The organism is Nitrincola sp. (genome assembly GCF_048264025.1).
Classification (GTDB): domain Bacteria; phylum Pseudomonadota; class Gammaproteobacteria; order Pseudomonadales; family Balneatricaceae; genus Nitrincola.
The window spans coordinates 22938-40987 of sequence record NZ_JBLXDN010000032.1; the positions used below are offsets into that span (position 1 = coordinate 22938).

General features: G+C 48.4%; 16 protein-coding genes. All 16 read right to left on the minus strand.

The window, feature by feature from the left end:
* Positions 1-4 precede the first annotated feature (4 nt).
* A complete protein-coding gene (locus ACN0R1_RS17060; protein ID WP_417585064.1) occupies positions 5-2407 on the minus strand; it encodes a tetratricopeptide repeat protein in 2403 nt (800 codons plus the stop codon).
* On the minus strand, positions 2404-3999 hold the full coding sequence (gene xrtD / locus ACN0R1_RS17065) for a VPLPA-CTERM-specific exosortase XrtD (RefSeq protein WP_417585066.1): 1596 nt from the start codon (positions 3997-3999) through the stop codon (positions 2404-2406). Before xrtD ends, ACN0R1_RS17060 begins: the two co-directional genes overlap by 4 nt.
* Before the next feature lie 8 nt (positions 4000-4007).
* Entirely contained in the window at positions 4008-5075 is a 1068-nt protein-coding gene (locus ACN0R1_RS17070) for a WecB/TagA/CpsF family glycosyltransferase (protein WP_417585068.1), read from the minus strand.
* Entirely contained in the window at positions 5072-6283 is a 1212-nt protein-coding gene (locus ACN0R1_RS17075) for a glycosyltransferase family 2 protein (protein ID WP_417585070.1), read from the minus strand. Before ACN0R1_RS17075 ends, ACN0R1_RS17070 begins: the two co-directional genes overlap by 4 nt.
* Before the next feature lies 1 nt (position 6284).
* Positions 6285-7511, minus strand: a complete 1227-nt coding sequence (locus ACN0R1_RS17080; protein WP_417585072.1) for a glycosyltransferase family 4 protein — start codon at positions 7509-7511, stop codon at positions 6285-6287.
* A gap of 16 nt (positions 7512-7527) precedes the next feature.
* Positions 7528-8514: a glycosyltransferase gene (locus ACN0R1_RS17085; protein WP_417585074.1), complete on the minus strand. Its 987-nt coding sequence runs from the start codon at positions 8512-8514 to the stop codon at positions 7528-7530.
* The gene (locus ACN0R1_RS17090; RefSeq protein WP_417585076.1) at positions 8504-9109 is read right to left on the minus strand and encodes a serine O-acetyltransferase; all 606 of its coding nucleotides are present in this window, start codon (positions 9107-9109) and stop codon (positions 8504-8506) included. Before ACN0R1_RS17090 ends, ACN0R1_RS17085 begins: the two co-directional genes overlap by 11 nt.
* On the minus strand, positions 9106-10083 hold the full coding sequence (locus tag ACN0R1_RS17095; protein ID WP_417585078.1) for a glycosyltransferase family 2 protein: 978 nt from the start codon (positions 10081-10083) through the stop codon (positions 9106-9108). The genes ACN0R1_RS17090 and ACN0R1_RS17095 overlap by 4 nt, the downstream gene beginning before the upstream one ends.
* A 49-nt stretch (positions 10084-10132) precedes the next feature.
* Positions 10133-11026 carry an ExeA family protein gene (locus ACN0R1_RS17100; RefSeq protein WP_417585080.1) on the minus strand — a complete coding sequence of 298 codons (894 nt, stop codon included), beginning with the start codon at positions 11024-11026 and terminating at the stop codon, positions 10133-10135.
* Between the two features lie 8 nt (positions 11027-11034).
* Positions 11035-11829 (minus strand): CpsD/CapB family tyrosine-protein kinase, encoded by a 795-nt coding sequence (locus ACN0R1_RS17105; protein ID WP_417585082.1) that lies wholly within the window; start codon positions 11827-11829, stop codon positions 11035-11037.
* A 28-nt stretch (positions 11830-11857) separates the two neighbouring features.
* Positions 11858-13441, minus strand: coding sequence for a GumC family protein (locus ACN0R1_RS17110; protein ID WP_417585084.1), 1584 nt, complete (start codon positions 13439-13441; stop codon positions 11858-11860).
* 29 nt (positions 13442-13470) lie between these two features.
* Complete coding sequence (locus ACN0R1_RS17115; protein WP_417585086.1) at positions 13471-14595, minus strand: hypothetical protein; 1125 nt, start codon at positions 14593-14595, stop codon at positions 13471-13473.
* Between the two features lie 17 nt (positions 14596-14612).
* A complete protein-coding gene (locus tag ACN0R1_RS17120; protein ID WP_417585088.1) occupies positions 14613-15164 on the minus strand; it encodes a polysaccharide biosynthesis/export family protein in 552 nt (183 codons plus the stop codon).
* A 114-nt stretch (positions 15165-15278) separates the two neighbouring features.
* Complete coding sequence (locus tag ACN0R1_RS17125) at positions 15279-15815, minus strand: hypothetical protein (protein ID WP_417585090.1); 537 nt, start codon at positions 15813-15815, stop codon at positions 15279-15281.
* A 354-nt stretch (positions 15816-16169) separates the two neighbouring features.
* A complete protein-coding gene (locus tag ACN0R1_RS17130; RefSeq protein ID WP_417585092.1) occupies positions 16170-16703 on the minus strand; it encodes a hypothetical protein in 534 nt (177 codons plus the stop codon).
* Between the two features lie 355 nt (positions 16704-17058).
* The gene (locus ACN0R1_RS17135) at positions 17059-17631 is read right to left on the minus strand and encodes a hypothetical protein (RefSeq protein WP_417585094.1); all 573 of its coding nucleotides are present in this window, start codon (positions 17629-17631) and stop codon (positions 17059-17061) included.
* Between the last annotated feature and the right edge of the window lie 419 nt (positions 17632-18050).

Here is an 18050-nt window from a genome sequence, read left to right on the forward strand (position 1 = left end):
CTGATCAATTTGCTACGTTTTCAAGGCGCTCCAGCGCTTCGACGATCTGTTGCTGCAGGCTTGCATCGCCTTCGACCAATTCGGCGGCCTTATTCAGATAAGCCTGTGCATCACTGCTACGGTTCTGCTCTAACAGTATGAGACCATAGTGATAATTCACCTCAGCCAGATCCGGCAGACCCTCAACGGCCCGGCGGATTACCCGCTCAGCTTCCTGCAGTTCGCCAGACTTGAACAACGCCCAACCATGGGTATCGAGAAAGTAGGGCTCATCGCTATTGCGGAAACTGCGTGTCAGCTCAAGTGCTCGCTGCACATTTACTTCGGTCGGAAAATGGTTGATCAGCAAGGACGCGAGGTTGTTCGCCACCACCTGATTATTGGGGGCCAACTCCAACGCGGCTTCATAGTCTGCGATGGCGTCTTCTATACGATTGTTTTGTTCCAGCAGCGAGGCGCGCAGGGCGTACAGGCTCAGGTCACTAACCTCATCCAGACCCCGATTGTAGGCTTGCAGCGCGTCATCCACCTGCTCTTGTAGCAGATAGAAACCGGCGAGTTGCGTGTAGCCCTGCACCCATTCCGGGGTTACAGTCAGTGCTTGATCGACTACGACGATGGCAGCATCGAGATCTTCTTCCTGCCTTAATACAGCCGCTTTAACGCTGTAGTTACCGATATATTCCGGATCAGCGGCAATGCGGGCATCCAGCCACTCCAGCAGACCGTCAAGCTGACCCAACTCCAACTGGCTGAGTGCATAGCCTTCCAACGCCCGCAGGAAACGTGGCTGTGATTGCAACGCGGCTTCATAGCGGCTCATGGCCAGTTCATACTGCTCCTGCCCCTGGAAGATACGCCCGCTGAGGTACTCGCTAACGGCCCGATTACCATCCATCTCTTGCATATCGGAAACTACCGCAGCGGTACCCGCCCAGTCATTACGCATCAGACGCACTTGCGCCAACAGAGATAGCAAGGATTCGTTGTTAGGTGAGCGGCGTAATGCATTCTGAACGATCTGCTCAGAGCGGCCCAGATCACCATCGGCCAGCAAGCGGTTGATCACCGGCACCGCGGCATCCACATTGCCGGGATTAAGGCGCAGCACTTGACGGAAGTTACCATCTGCCAGTTCTGACGAACCGCTACTCATATAAGCCGAACCCAATAGCATCAGGCCGATTTCAGAATCCGGGTTATTACGTAACACCACCCTCAGATCACGTACAGCCTCATCAACCATTTGCTGTTGCAGGTGATAACGTGAGCGTACTAGTAAACCCGGCTCACTCTGGCTGTCTTCCTGCAGAACCTGGGCAATCAGTTCCAACGCCGCTTCGTTATTTCCATCTGCAAAATACAGCTCGGCGCGACGCGCCTGGGCCCGCTGGCGTGTCACCGCCTGCTCGGAGGTCATTAATCTTTCCAGCAGCTCCAGTGCAGCACCCGGTTTATTATGTGCTCTCAGGCGCTCAACCAGTACAAATTCCAGTTCGTCCACATCGGCACCGCTGGCCCGGTCAATAAAGGTCTGCAACAATACATCCGCCCGCTCACGTTCGCCCTGCGCATCGACGATTTCCACCAGACCGCGTACTGCTCGACTGCTGCCAGCGTTCTCTGTAGCAAACGAGTGTAACAGTGTTTCGGCTTCATCCAGGCGACCTGTTTCACGCAGCAATCCGGCCATAGCGATAACGAAATCTTCAGAACCTGGCTGGCTTTGCATCAGATAACGCAGGTCGGCTTCGACCCGGTCCATTTCGCCCTTCTGCCTGTACATTTCCATACGGATCATGCGAGGGGCTACAGCCGAAGGGTCTTTCTCCAGCGCTTCATCCAGCAAGCCGAATGCCTGGGCTTCATCACCCATCATACGCTGAGCACCGGCCAGCACCGTCAGGGTGTCGATATTATTCGCATCCAGCATCAGGCTTTTCATACCTTCAGTCAGAGCACCCTGAGGGTCACCCTTCTGCAATGCCAAGGTGGCTTTAACCAGCCAGGCATCGGCACGCGTATCATCTACAGCCAAAACCTCATCAGCTTTCGCGCCGGCATTGTCCCCTTCACCAACCATCAACAACAGGCGGGCCATACGGACTTTATTACCTAGATCCTCCGGGGCCAGCCGCTCTATACGCTGCAGATGTGAATACAGGCGTTCCCAGTTCTGTTGTTGCTCAGCAATATCGGCAAGATAACGGTATGCCTGTACATTATCTGGGTCTATCTGCAATACATTGCGGAACTGAACATTAGAGCGGCCAAGATCACCCTGCTCCATAAACTCACGACCACTTTCCAGGTAGTTCTGCACACTTTTTTCTTTATCTGCACAACCGGCCAGCACAGCGGCCACCAGCAATGACAGGGTTCCGCGACGGAGCATTGTTATATTCATAATTCACCTTTCCCAGGTAATACACGGACCAGTTCCGGATAGGCAGCCCGTACAAATTCTTTTAAGCGCTCTTCTGCCACCTCAACCGGTTCCGATGAATGGAAGGGTGTCACCACCCTGATCAAAGATCCATCGGTACGGTTATAGGCAAGGGCATCTTCAAGCAGTTTCCACTTCTTCAAATATTCATTGGCAATCGGTTCGCCACGCTCCTGAAACCAGTAATACACCAATTGCGACTCAAGCCCTCGGCGGATAATTACGCGGTTTACCGGAATATCATCTACCTGTGTACGGCGGATATCAGCAATTTCCCAACCACCACCGGGAATACAAACCCGCGGAGAGTGAGGCGATATACCCTTACGCTGCGAAGCATAATACGCCACATAGAGGTTAATCATCGGTTCGGCTTCACGCTCAAAATTGATCATCAGGTAATCGGTAAGCTGTAACACCTGTATTACCCGCGTTTCCAGATTACCGAAGCTGCCTTTCCAATCCTTGATTTGGTCCGGGAAGGCGGCCAGATAAATATCTTCCGGTAAAACCTCTATGCGTTTATCAAAGGCCTGTACACCCAATGCCGCCACAAAGGTCAAACTCACAACCAGCAACATAGCGATGGGGAGTACTCGACGTGGCTGACGCTGTGCGGCAACCGCCAGTGCGGCGTCATCAGGAATCTGTACATTCAAACCAAACACATCCAACAGACCGCGACGACGTGTCAGGCGTTCGAGTATCTCGATCTCCAGTGCCAAAATTGCAGCACAGGCAATAAAAATAATCCAACCTTCGAAATCATGCAGAAAGCCTTCTGCCATGCTGATTCCCCAACGATCAACCAGCCAGCCAGTCACGCCAATACGAAAACTGTTCATCAAAATAGTGATGGGAATGGTCGACAGAAACAGCAGGGCGCGTTTCCACACAGGTGCCTGGTAAAAATACGCGGCAATAAAGCCCAGACAAGCTAATGGAAACAGGTAGCTCAAACCACTGCAGGCTTCTACCACCTGTAGCTTGTAGGCTCCCAGATCAATCACATTACCGCTGAGGTAGACAGGAATACCCATCCACTTGATAAACATTACCCCGATTTCTGAAGACAACAACTGCAAACGCGCCGTAAGCACCGCTTCTAAAAAGTAAGGAAGTGGAATGGCAAATGCCAGCAGGATAATGGGAATAAAGGTGTGTTTGGCCGCTTTGCCCAGCGCGGTGACCGCGAATCCGGCAAGCAACAGTAAAAAGGCATACTGCACCAAAATATACAGGGCTGATATCTCGCCAATAAAAGCCACCAGCAATGCAACCAGTATGACAGGAACTCCCCACCAACTCCCTGAGCGGTATTCGACGGCGATTGCCAGGCGCTTTTCCCAGAGGATATACAGCGACACCAGAGGGATCAAAAAGCCATGACTGTACTCCTCCTGAGCAATCCAACGTTCAACCACTTCGGAAAGCCCACCGAAGGATAGAAAGAAGGCCGCCATCAGGCCACAGCCAAACAGCGCGAGTGCCGGCCAGGAAATAACCTTATTTAGACGGGAAAATTCCTGCTGCAGTTCTTTAACTAAAGACACATTCACCTCTACCTTGAAGACTCTGGCTGTTTCTGCCGATTCAGATTAAAAGGTTTGTGCGCCACGTGGCATACAGCCTCTAAAACCTTTATAAACGCACTGATTTCGGCCTGGCTTTCATCGGCCTGCACCAAGTGCAGATTTACAGTTCTCGCACCATTCAGGTGCAAATTCAATTCATTATATAAGCCCTGCAGTGCAACGGCAGTTGGCCTTCCGGACAATACAATAGTCAGATTTGTATCCGTATCATGACGGATGGAAACTTCTGAATCGCTGATCTGCGCCCTGTGAAAGCGGGCTTTAAATACTCCAACAGCCAAACGCAAGGCGGCAATGCCATCACCCAGATAGCGGCGCCATAAGTGCGGCTCTTCAACAATGCGCCATAGCCACTCCAGCCCTAATTTTTGCCAGACCACCGGTGCGCGTTTAACAGTACCCGCCACAAAATTGACTACAGCTCCCAAATGACTGACAACAGGCACATCCAATCTGCTTAAGTTGTGCAAAATCCAGGCCTGCCCTTTTTTAGCACCTAACGAAACAACCAAAAAATCGGCTTGAGACGCGTTGATCTGTTCGATGATTGCATCGCTGCTCATGGACTCCACCGAACCTCTGCCAGGCTCAAGATAACCACAGCAATAGGCATGCCCTGGTTGACTATTTAGCACATCGGCGGCGCGCTCCGCTACCCCAGGGTCCCCGCCAAAAAAGAATACTCTTAGTGGGCGCTCCTCTGTGGCACGTTGAACCAGCGAATCAAAGAGTGTTGAGCCAGCCACCCGCTCAGGCACAGGAATTTTTAGCCAGCGGGCCGCCCACACCAATGGCATACCATCAGCTAGATTCAAGTCACTCAACCAGACAGAGCGAGCAAACTCAGGATCTTTGTCTGCATTAATGACAAAATTCAGGTTAGGCGTAGAAATAAAGCAACGTGTACGTGAGTCTATTGCCTGATAAACCCTATCACACGCCTGATCCAGAGTAACGGCATCAAAAGGCAGACCCAGCAGCATCCACTGTTGGCGAAAGCGGTAATCAGCCAGGTTATATTCAATTTTACTCATTGATCTTTATCCGTTATATCACGTGAGGTTCTTACCCAAGCTTTCTGTGGATCAACAAAGAATTTTTTATATAGACCCAACTTTTTCAACACATAAAAAGGGAGTTTTAGAAAGTCGCTGACAGTCAAAAGATCACGACCATGATGCCACCAGGCAATTGCCGTAAATACAGCCACCAGTACAAGCAGCACCACTGCATACAGTGCCAGCAAACCAGAACCTGTCAACAGAGAAACCACCAACGCAAGGATCATCAGCGAACTGGTAATCATCACCAGCAGCGATAAGGGCGGAATCAGCAAATCAAAAAACACACCAGTCAGTTGCCAGTTACGTGTGGCAAACAAAGATTTCAGTAATCTGGGTAAATAGGTTTTCATCACAGTAAGATGCCCGTGTTCCCAACGTTCACGCTGAGTTGCAATGGCCGCATCAGCCTGAGGTAAAACACTAAGCACTTCGGCCTTACCCAAATACTGAGCCGGGTAGCCTGCCAGCGTTAGATCAATACCGAGTTTCATGTCTTCTGCCAGTTCACCGCTGGCCAGATCAACACGAGCCAAAGCCTGAAAAGGAAATGCCATACCGGTACCAGTTAATACCGCCGGAAAACCCATTTTTGATAACCCGCGGTTTCGTACCAGGTTTTTTACCCGAATAGCAAACTCAGAAATGCGGTTACCTATGCCCGCACCCTCAGGCGCAAGCAACCGATAAGCTGATTGGACCGGTTTTCCGGATCGGTGACAGCCTTCTTTTAATGCTCTCAGCGAGCCTGCCGAAAAGTGGCAATCTGCGTCAAAGATGATAATAACATTCGGTGCTTGATCTGGTACCTGTAGGTAGTTCATAGCAAAACTCAATGCATAACCCTTACCACGGCAGTCAGCATCTTCACGTTCTATAACCTCAACCCCTGCACTTCTGACCAGTTGGGCGGTATCATCACTGCAATTATCTGCAACAACCAATACTCTATCCAGATGCTGTTCGGTCTCTGCCAGCAGCAATTTCAATGTTGCACCGATGACGCCAGCCTCGTTATGCGCCGGGATAATAATGACCGATGAAATATCGGCTGAAACCTTCATCTGATCTGAGTTACGATCCTTGGCAAACACTCCCACAGCCACTTCGATACAAAAAAATACGACTGGAATCGATACCAAAAATAGCAACAGCATGAGTAAAGCAGTAAAAAAAACCATATCAGCGCTCTACTCCTGCGTAGCGTTCAAAAAAGCGCTTCAGTTTCGTCGCCTCAGTGTCAATATTGTGTTCTGACATCACCGCCTGAAAACCAGTTTCACCCATTTGGATTAGTGAATCATCGCTAAGTAACAATGCTGCCATCATAGCATCGGCTATTGCCTCAGCATTACCTGCCGGAACCAACCAACCAGATTTTTCCGGTTTCACCAGCTCAGGAATACCGGCAATCAATGTACTGATGACCGGTTTTTTGCGTGCGAAAGCCTCCATGATTACCACAGGCAAACCTTCAGCAAAGCTCGGCAATACCATCACACTGGATCTGTCCAACAAGTCCCGAACGTCATCACCGCTTTTAGCGCCCAGCAACTGAACACTCTGTTCAAGCTGGTGAGTGCGAATATAATTTTCTAACTGTGACCTGAAGGGTCCATCCCCTATAATCTTGAGCACAGCGGCCTGATCACGTTGTTTGAGCAGTTTCATCGCTTCAAGTAACAACATCTGACCTTTCTGCTCTGACAGACGGCCAATATTGATAAATACCCGTGGCTCGGTCGCTGCATTATCATAAACGGTCGACACTGTGTTAAGCATTTTTTCATCAACGCCACAGTGAACAATTTCTATTTTTTCCCAGCAATTATAGTCACACCAGCGAAACAACTGACTTTTACAAAAGCTGGTGATGGCTACAACAAAAGCCGCATGCTGGATTTTATCGGAGAGAGACAGCTCTGCAGGATGATCGAAATCCTCCGGACCATGAACGGTAAAACTGTAAGTAGGGCCACCCAATAGCCGGGCTAGAGTTGCAATAGCGGCTGGGTTAGTACCAAAGTGTGCATGGATGTGTTCCACCTGCTCGGCTTCACATATTTCTAGCAGTAAAGCTGCTTCAGCCAGGTAAGCGAGGTGGTGGACATAGCGATAATTTGCCCGGCCAGCCATGCGCAACGCCAGCTTCAGAGCGCTAAAAAAAGGCCCTGGCTTTTTCAAGCTGATTTTAACCAAGGCTTTAAGCAATGCCTTGGCCTGCCCCTTAACCAGCAAGCGTGTTTTTGGCAGCTCATCCAGATCTTCCTGATCAACCAACTCGGCTGGATTGTTTGTTGACGCAACCCGCACAACATTCAAGCCTTGCTGTTCCAGCGCCTTTATTTCACGGCGAATAAACGTGTGGCTGATTTTGGGGTACTGATTTACCAGATATATAACTTTCAAAACTCGCCCCATTCCACTATTTATATTCGATGATTTTTGATGTGCGACTCAGTAGGCAGTCTTTAATAAATGCGAGACTTCCCATAGCTTCAGCAAATTTAATCAACACCATACACAGGGCATATTTAAGCCTTATGGCAGTTATATAGTGATGCTGAGTACGAAGATAAATTTTCATATACAAATAGATATACAACAGCAGGCCTACCAAAGTGATGCCATATAAGCTAACCACAAAGCTTAATAGTATGATTATGGGTAGCACTACACCCCAGACCATTGATCTAGCTACTTCTTTTTGCCAGATTCCTATCGCAGAATTACGATGCATCCAACTGACTGCTGCGTAAGCATAGCCGGCCCGTTTTGCCCGCTTCCACCACTGACCGAATCGACTGATGGCGGCATCATGCAGCGTCATTTCTTCATCCAGACGGAATATTTTCCAGCCCTGCATACGCAAACGGTGACACATTTCCGGTTCTTCACCAGCAATCAGGTTAACATTGTAGGCATTCACCTCATGCAGGGCTTTAATGCGCATCAGCGCATCACCACCACAGGCTGTTGCTTCACCTACTGGGGTATTCCATTCAATATCACACAAGCGGTTATACACTGAAGCATCAGGGAAACGCTCACGCCTACGCCCACATACCACTGCAACATCAGGATTGGCATCCAGATAGGTAGCCGCCGCGTTTGGCCAACTAGAGACCAATTCACAGTCGCCATCAATAAACTGTACATATTCGAGATCTGGCTGGGTCTGATATAACAGTGTTAGTCCAGCATTGCGTGCACGTGCGGCAGTAAAAGGCTGGTCCATATCCAGATTAACTACCTGAGCCCCTGAGGCTTCAGCTTTTTGCACACTCTGGTCTGTAGAGCCTGAATCAACATAGATCACCTGAGCAAAGGCTTTACATACTGACTCCAGGCAACGCTCAAGCCGCTCACCTTCATTGCGCCCAATGATGACGCAGCCCGCATTACTCAACACTATTGGCTCCTTCCATTACAACCAGATCCTGTCTAGGCAATATTTCAGCACGGGGTAATTTAACGATTGAACCTGATGGCACATCAAAGCTGACTACGCTGTTTGCACCGATAATTACATCATCACCTATGGTAATATTGCCTACTATCACCGCACCTGCTCCAATATTAACGCGCGATCCAATAATCGGTTTGGCATTCAGATCACCTTCTGAACGTATTCCCAAGGTCGTGTTTTGACGTATTACAACATCATCACCTATTTCACGCGCACCAATAATGATGCCGCCAAAATGATCAATACGGACACGTCGGCCCAGCTTCACCACATAGTCCAGCTTAATCCCGCCAAACCACTGACAAAAAATACGCCAGATACGATACAAAATTGTTAAAGGCACGCGCAGAATTTTTGAGCGCACAGACATTCGCCAATTTCCAAAACGATGACAAAACACCGCCCAGAAGCCCTGGCTGAACCAATCACTGCCATGTGTTCGAAAATCTTCTTTTATCAGCGCTGTAAAACGGATATCTGATGGGTTGGCATTATATTCTCCCTTCGACAAGGGAGGTGCTTTAATCACATCATTCATGTAGAGCGCCCTAACACGGCATACTTGATAAAACGCGATATGGAATGCCCGTCAGCGGTTTTTCTATGTTTGATAATCAATGACAACATATTATTCACCATGCGACCAAGAACCCATGCCATTCCACATAAGAAGGCATAGATAGCTGAGTGATTTTTATAAAAGAAACGATGCCAGGACTGATACCAGTAGACTGGCATGGGTTTAGTATTACTTTTACCACCCACAATCTGGGTAGAAACACCGGCTATATGTACAATTTTGGAGTTCGGAACTGATAACACGGGTATACCGCATTGGCCAGCATGTCGCATAAAATCGACTTCTTCGTAATATAGAAAATAGGCTTCATCCATTAAACCAATTTTTTCCTGAACCTTTTTACTGAAGAAAAATCCCGCTCCGCTAACCCAGTCACACTTGAAGGGCTGCTGTTGAGGTGGCATGGCAACAACAGCCTTAGGGAACAGACGGTCAATTACACCCAGGTGAGCGCCTCGTTGAAATTCAGAGATCAGGCCGGGTAAACGAAACGCGGCGCATCTGGCTATGAGGCTTTCATCATGTAAAGTTGAGCCCAGTAGGCACTTATCTTGAAACTCGCAGGAAACAGCAATCAGTTCATCAATTGCCCCCGGTAAGGTATAAGCATCTGGATTCAATAAATAGAAATAGTCTGGATTAAATGCTGATGCCAGTGCTGACTTGATACCCTGGTTATTGCCATAGGCAAAACCGCCATTGCGCTCAGCTTCAATCAAAGTGACAGAGCCTGAAAGCTGAGGTTCCTGAAGCTTTGCCGCGAGCACTTGGCGTGACGCATCGGTTGACTGGTTATCGACAATAAAAATATGCACAGCCAGCTGGCTTGAAACTGACTCCAGTATCCGCTGCAGGTTGCCGGCCAGTAGTTCACCGGCATTGTAATTCACAATGATAACGGCAACGCTTTTTTGTTGAGTGCTCTGTTCCATTAGCCCCTATCCTGCTTTTTCTGACTGCCAAGACGACGGCCAGCGCCTATTATGCGCTTAATTCCAGGTTATATTCGTTAGCCAGCCACTGTTTAACTCGCCCAACTTCTTCCGTTATGGACTTACTCCGACGTATTACCGCTGTAGTACTGCGATCCTCGATCATATCCATGACCAAATTAGCATCAACTATAGGGTGCTCATCGGCAAAGGCATACACCAGCGACATATCACAGAGGGTATTGATGCGCCTTGGAACGCCTTCGGCGTAGCAGAAAATCACCCCCATGGCACTTTCAGTAAACAAGGCCTTTTCACCACCGGCACACTGAATGCGGTGCTGGATGTAAGCCTTGGTGTCATCAAAGTCCATCGGACGTAGATTGAATTCCACACCGATACGCTGTGCAAACTGGGTTAATTCCGGCTGATTAAGCTTTTCAATCAGCTCCGGCTGACCGATCAACATCATTTGCAGGTAAATTTCACCCGCCACATTGATATTGGAGATTAAACGCAACTCCTCCAGTATTTCTGTAGACAGGTTTTGCGCTTCATCGATAATCAGGATGATATGTTTACCATCGCTGTATTGATCGACGACATAATCGGTAAAAGCACGTAGCCGCTGGGCGTTATCCTTGAAGTCACCCTTGATCTCAAACGCATCCAGCACCCAGGACATCAGATCACCAAAGGCAGCATGGGTATTGCTGATCACGCCAACAACGGTATCCTCATCCATCTTGCCGATCAGATGATGTACCAGGGTTGTTTTACCAGCCCCTATGTCACCCGTGATGACGGTAAAGCCTGCATGGCTCATCAAACCATACTCGAGCATGGTTTGTGCGCGGGTGTGGTTTTTGCTGAGATACAAATAGGCCGGGTCTGGCGTCAGACTGAATGGCTTCTCTTTTAATCCGAAAAACTCTCTATACATGCCTGAGCCTATTCCTGTCCTTTGCTGGCGAATTTCTCGGACGATTTGTTCAATACCGTTCCGATCACATTGGTAATGGAGATTAACTCACGAGAGCGCTCTATCTGATCACGGGTATTGTCTCCATCGCCGACAATCATTAACACTGCATCCATATCCCCGAGTACGTTTAAGGCATCATCGGTGGGCAAAACGGCGGGCAGATCATAAATCACGATTCTGGATTTATAACGTTTTTTCGTTTCGCGGATAAAGGCCTTCATCCGTGGGGTTGATAACAGCTCGGAGGTATTACCCTCGGCCACACCACCCGGTACTACCACCAGGCGTTCAATGCCGGGATTAACCATCAACTCGGAGAGCTCGGCCCGCCCTTTGAGGTAATCATACATATTCTTTTCTGGCTGCAAACCGAAGTTGGACGCTATGCTGGGATTGCGCAGATTCAGATCCACCAGCAATACGGTCTGGTTCACTTCCATAGACAGGGCAACCGCCAGATTGCAGGCGACCAGGCTTTTGCCGCCCTCTTCCGTGGGCGAGGTGATTGCCAGAGTGTTCCAGCCATTGCTGCGCATTTTGTGAATAATCTTGGTACGCAGGGTTCTGAAAATCTGCGCGCGCGGATCATTGGCAAAACCGGCAATAATACGGTTTTTTTCCAGCGTTTCCTTGGGCAGCTCAACTACACGGGTTTGTGAATAATTGATCATTTCCAGCGGCGACACGTGCGCCGATACATTGCCTCGCAACTCGGCGCGCTTCTCTTTGGCTTTTTCTAATGCTTTCTGAAGTCGAAACATCCTGATTCTCTCATTAGATTTGCGTGGCTTACATCAGATTGATGCGGCCCATGACTTTGAGCCAGAAAATATCCAGGCTCATCACAAAAAAGTGGAAGGCAGCCACGCCTGCAATAACAATCGATACCGCGGCTATGGCATAACTTATATGCCGCGCCCTTTTCAACAGGTAATCCTTACGGGTCATGATCATCGGTATAGTTATCAATGGATCAGCGCCGAGAATACCGGACAATCTACGTGGACCACGTATCCCGCCATCCAGCATTTCCATCAGCAGCATCAGCCCCACACCAAAACCGCCTGCCAGTATAATCCCCATCGCCGCAATCTTTTTACGATTGGGTTTTACCGGAACGGTTGGTGCCAATGGCGGCTCCAGAAGCACAAAGCTTTCGGCGCGGTTTTCAGATTCCAGATTCTGGGCGATTTCCGCTTCCAGTTCTTTGGAGCGAAGTTCATTGTATTTGCGCAGCTCACTTTCATAGTCGCGTGTCAGATCTTCATAGCCGCGCTGTACCTGTGGCGTTTGTGCGACACGCTCACGATATTGATCCACTTCCTCTTGTACCCGCTCGCGTTGCGTTTGCATCCGCACCAGATCACGCTGCAAGGATTCAACCTGCAAGCTGATCTGGCGGTACTGCGGATTTTCAACCTGGCCAGCCGGGCTGCTGTTGCCGACGGTTTCACGCAGCACTTCAATTTCGCGCTTCAACCGAACCACATCTGGATGTGCATCAGAATAACGGTTAGACAGTTGCGCCAGTTCGTTTTGTAGCGCCGCCAGCCGTTGTGGGCCGGTCATCACCGCGCTCGCATCAATAGGTGCTGGCAAATAACGGTTCATGCCGGATAGCTCAATGCCGAGCAGGTGCAATTGGTCTTTGATCTGGGCTTCCTGATTCTGTATGCCCAATAAACGCTCTTCACCGCGTTCAATCATCGACAGGTTAAAGTTGAGCATTTCCGGCAGGCTGTTGCTGAACTCTGATTTGAATTGGGCAATGCGGTCTTCCAGTACCTGTACACGGGTACGCATACGGTTGGCTTCTTCACGAATAAACGCCGTGGTTTCAGTCGCTCGGTCGGTTCGTACCCTGACGTTCTCACTTAAAAAAGTAGTTACCAGGTCATTGGCAACAGCCTGAGCCTTGGCTGGAACAGGATCAAAAAACGCAACTGTAAAAGCTATATTAGCCGTAGTCGCACGACCGCGTGTTGGGTCCATAACTCTGGCACTGACCATATTGACCGATACATTACTGCGAAACTCCTGGGCAAGCTGTGTTGGCGAGGCCTTTTGGCGCAGTTCCGGGTAGAGGTTGTGCTTCTGCACCGCTTCTTGAATCAATGCGGTGGTCAGTACGCGCTGTTCTATCACTTTGATCTGCTGTTCAGCAAAACTGGTTACGGTACTGCGCACCAGATCAGTGGGGATATCCTGACTTTCAATCAGAATAACACCTTGTGACCGGTATATAGGTGGCAAAGACAGGGCGATGGCAATTGCCACGGCTGCCAGTAGTGGAAAGGTCAGGATGAAATAATATTTACGACGCCGGAGTATATCCAGATAATCCGACAGGCCTTTTTCATTTTCATCGAACACTGAGGTCATCCTATTGACTGAAAGGTAAGTTAAAACTTGTAAACAAGGTTCATTTGAATTTGGTTGGACTTGGCGCTGGGCTCATCAGCTCGTTCCTGATACTTAAAATCATAGCGCGCACTCCAGGTCATATTCTGGCTAAGCTGGCGGTTATAAGCAGGAGAAAACGACACAAACTCACGGGTTTGCGCATCATTGGTTGATTTCAACCAGCTTCCATTAAGACTGACGCTGCTCAGATCGCTTAACTCGTAGCGCCAACCCAGATTAAGTCTGTCCTGCTCGCGGACTTCTCCGTCACTGGAGGGTGACAGGTCACGACTGTAGGAGGCATTGTAGGTGCTTTGCAGCGTCCTATGGCTCCATTGTACACTGGCAAGGCTGCCCGTATTGGTCTCTTGAGTTTTTTGATCAAGCAGCAGGAAGTGCTCTTCAACATCCTGCCAGTTAGCACCTAGCAAGGCGGTTATGGCTGTGCGCTCAGACCAGTTATAAGTAGCCCCCACTGACATTCGCCAGATGTCTGAATCCGTTTCGGTCGCTCTACCCTGCGCTTCATAACGCGTGTAGGACAGATTGGCACGTAAAATTGTCCGTTCACTCAGATTATGTGCCCAGTTCCCACCCAGGGTATAGCTTTGGTTGTCACTGGAGGTGGCTTCACTGTACTGACGTTCGGTGTAACCAAACGACAATCCAAGATTATCGCGCTGCGTCAGTTGATAATTATACGCAGGCGCAAAAGTATAGGTTTTAACGGTATTGCGAGTGGAGAAATCACCCAGATCTTCTTCAGCATCGTCACGCTGTTCTGTCTCCGTGTAGCCAAGATTCAAGCTGAACAGGGCTCTTTCCCTTATCCAGGCTTGCTGCCAGTTAAGTCTGGGGTCCTGGCTATTATAGCGACTGAAATCAGAATAACGCTTGATTGCCAGCGCGCCAGTCAGGTTACTGGTATAGGTTTCTGTACGGTAGTAACCCGTCAGCGCAGGCGTGATGGTGTAAGACCAGGTGCTTTTGGCATCTTCTTTTAACTGGAAGTTGTCATCATAGCCCAGGGTCTGGGATATGGAACCTTCAATGCCTGTATCTGCGGCTATCGCCAGTGTAGACAACGGCAAACAGACCAGCAGTCCGCATAAATTCCATTTCATCATCACTACGCCTTTGTTCAGGGAACAATAATTACATCGCCAGCGCGCAGGGTATGATTATATTCAAGATCACCGCTACGTTCGATGGCTGTATAGTCTACCGGCAACAGGGTTTTCTCTGTGCCCTGCTCGCGAATAATCTTGATGCGACCGGTTGAGGCAAAGGGTGTGAATCCACCAGCCAGCGCCAATGCCTGGACAACAGACAGATCACGAGACATAAGAATAGGACCGGGATTGTTAACCTGACCAAACACAAATGCCACATTACCACTAACGGAGGTAACGCTGACACTCACCTGTGGTTCAGTGATGTATTCTTCCAGGTGTTCGGCAAGCAGAGTTTCCAGTACTTCGGCACTCTGACCAGCGGCCATCACATGGCCCACCAGCGGATAGGAGATACGCCCATCAGGCAGTACAACCAGCTGACGATTCAGTTCTTCTTCTTTCCACACCGAGATTAACAGCTCATCACCCGGTTGCAGTCGATATTCATCAGATGCGACAGCCCAGCTTGCGGGCAGAGCCAACATCAAAACCAATGCAGTTACAAAGCGCTTTAACATACAATAACTCCCTCTGTGACGTTCATTTGAGCAGTACCTGTAAAGAAACTTATATCAGGTACTTATTCAAATAAAAAGGGGCCTGACAAGCCCCTTTTTAAATCAGGAACGTGCTTAGGCTGCAACAGCCTGCATGTTTTCCTTTCTTGAACGACGACGCAGCGCCAGTCCACCCAGCAGTACGGAACCGAACAGCCATACAGCCGCTGGTAGTGGTACTTCTGAAACAGCTGGTGGGTAAGAGAAACCAACAGTGAAGCTGCTGATTGCTGCAGTACCGCTCATGATAATGCTATACACAGTACCGCTCGCCATGGTGAATAGCGAGGAAACCAATGTATTAGCTAAGTTATCACTAGTCAGAACAGTTGTATTCACACCGTCAAAAATAGACAGAGACCAATCAACCAGTGTAGATGTCACAGAAAAATTAGTCTGAGCCAGAGCCGCACCAGTAAGCTCGGTATCCCAAGACAGAGAAACAGATTCACCTGCTTCAAAGCCGCTACCGAAGGTGTATTGGATATCAGGAGCAGTAAAGCTCATTACGCTTCCGCTTCCCGTCGTAGTTGGATTGGTAATGGACACACTTGCCGCCGAAACCGCAAATGATGCCAACATCAGCACAGCACCCAGTAAAAGTTTTTTCATCGTTGAATCCTCAACTTTTGCATTTAAATGAACTCATGAATTCAAAAGGCTTAGGCTAGGACTGCTACACCCGGCACCTTCATAGACACATCCGTGCCACCATGGATTATAAAGAAGCGCGACTCAGAAACAACCCTGTACCATGGTACAATGCTGCCATGCAACAAAATGTAACATCGACGCTCAAAACAGCACTATTCCTGTGCATTCCCTTACAACCCAGCGGGATAAAATCTAAATAAATTGAATAACAACGCAAGGCTATCACAAAATAAAACGGATGTTTAGTATAATATTGCGGCGCAAAAAAAGAGACTCAGAGAGTCTCTTTTATAACTCGATATGCAACGGGTATCAGGCTACTACAGCTACCTGCTGAGCTTTACGGCGACGCAGAGCCAAACCACCTAGCAATACAGAACCGAATAACCAAACAGCGGCGGGTAGCGGAACTTCAGAAACTTCAGGCGGGTATGAAAAACCCACAGTGAAGCTGGTGATTGCCGCTGTACCAGTCATGATGATGTTGTACACAGTTCCGCTCGCCATAGTGAACAGCGAAGAAACCAGGGTATTAGCATCGTTATTGCTAGTCAGCTCAGTTGTGGTGATGCCGTCGAAGATAGACAGCGACCAATTTACCAACGTGGAAGAGACGTTGAAATCAACCAAACCCATAGCAGCACCCGTCAGTTCAGTATCCCAAGAGAGAGATACCAATTCACCCACTTCAAAGTCGGTACCGAAGGTATATTGAACAGTTGGAATGACGACCGGTGTAAGATCGCCGCTTCCCGTCGTTGCAACTGGATTGCTGATGGATACACTTGCCGCCGAAGCCGCAAATGACACCAACAACAACATAGCGCCTAATAAAAATTTCTTCATAGTTGAAACCTCAACTTTTATACATATAATGAACTCATGAATTCAAGAGGTTGGGCTAGGACTACTACACCCTTTGACCTCTATAGACAGATCCGTGTCACTTGGAATTATAAAGAAATACAGCCCTGAAAAGACCTGTACCTTAGTACAATGTTGCCATGCACTATAATCTCAACATCCCTTTCCCAGCAGCAGCCAATCTATAATTTATTCTTAATATTCAAATAGATAAAATTAAATCTAATTAAGAATCAGTACAGATTCATCAACAAAGCAAACAGCCGTTTTAGATAATGACGCAACGCAAAAAAAAGAGACTCAGGGAGTCTCTTTTCTAACTTGAGCTGTATTGGTATCAGGCCGCTACAGCAACCTGCTGAGCTTTACGGCGGCGCATTGCCAAGCCACCCAGCAATACAGAGCCAAACAACCAGATAGCGGCTGGCAATGGAGTTTCTGCGATCTGAATGCTGCTAAGCGACAGAGAAGCAGAGAAAGATTTGCTGGCAAAGATATTGCTGCTGATAGTGCCCGCAATAACCGCCGTCAGGGTATCCCCTGCCGAAATCATCAGATTTTCAAATACAGACCCTAGTGAACCAGAGGTCAGCAGATCGCCACCACTGCTCAGGATAGAGACTGTCCAGGAAGCCATACCTGATGTACCCACACCACTAACTCCCAAAGAGAAACTGGCATCAACATCTGAACTTAGCTCCCAGGAAGTGCTTAACTGCCCTCCCAAAATAGCATAGCCAGACTGAATGGTATCAGTACGCAGGGTATCGGTCAGCGCGGTATTGGTATAACCGGGGCTTCCTATATAGAAATTTCCTGGGGACACCGTTGGATTACCAATAGAGATGCTAGCAGCCGATACAGCAAAAGACGCCACCATCAAAAACAGGCCAAGTAAAAGTTTTTTCATAATTTTGGACCTCAACATAATTTCCTTATCAATGAGTTCATTAACAGATAGTGATCAGGGCTAGGACTACTACACCCAGGACCACCGTGTGACACTTGATGTCAGAGACATTATAGCCCCGTTTTTTAAACAATAGTACCCTGTACTGAAGTACACTCAGTACAAAATTTATATAGGCATATATTGTTGTTTTTTAAGGATTTTATATTTGATCTAAAAATCAATCAAAAAACCAAAAATCAAACAAGCGATAGATTTTCCTTGAAAATCATTAATTTATAAGTGGTTATTGGCTGTGTAGAGGTATTCGCCCACAGAGTGGGCTCCAACAGGATATAGACCATTGTAGGAAATAAGATGGACCCGCCCCCCTAACAATGTGCCATGCTTAATCTGTAGAGAAAGCAAACCGGCATCTG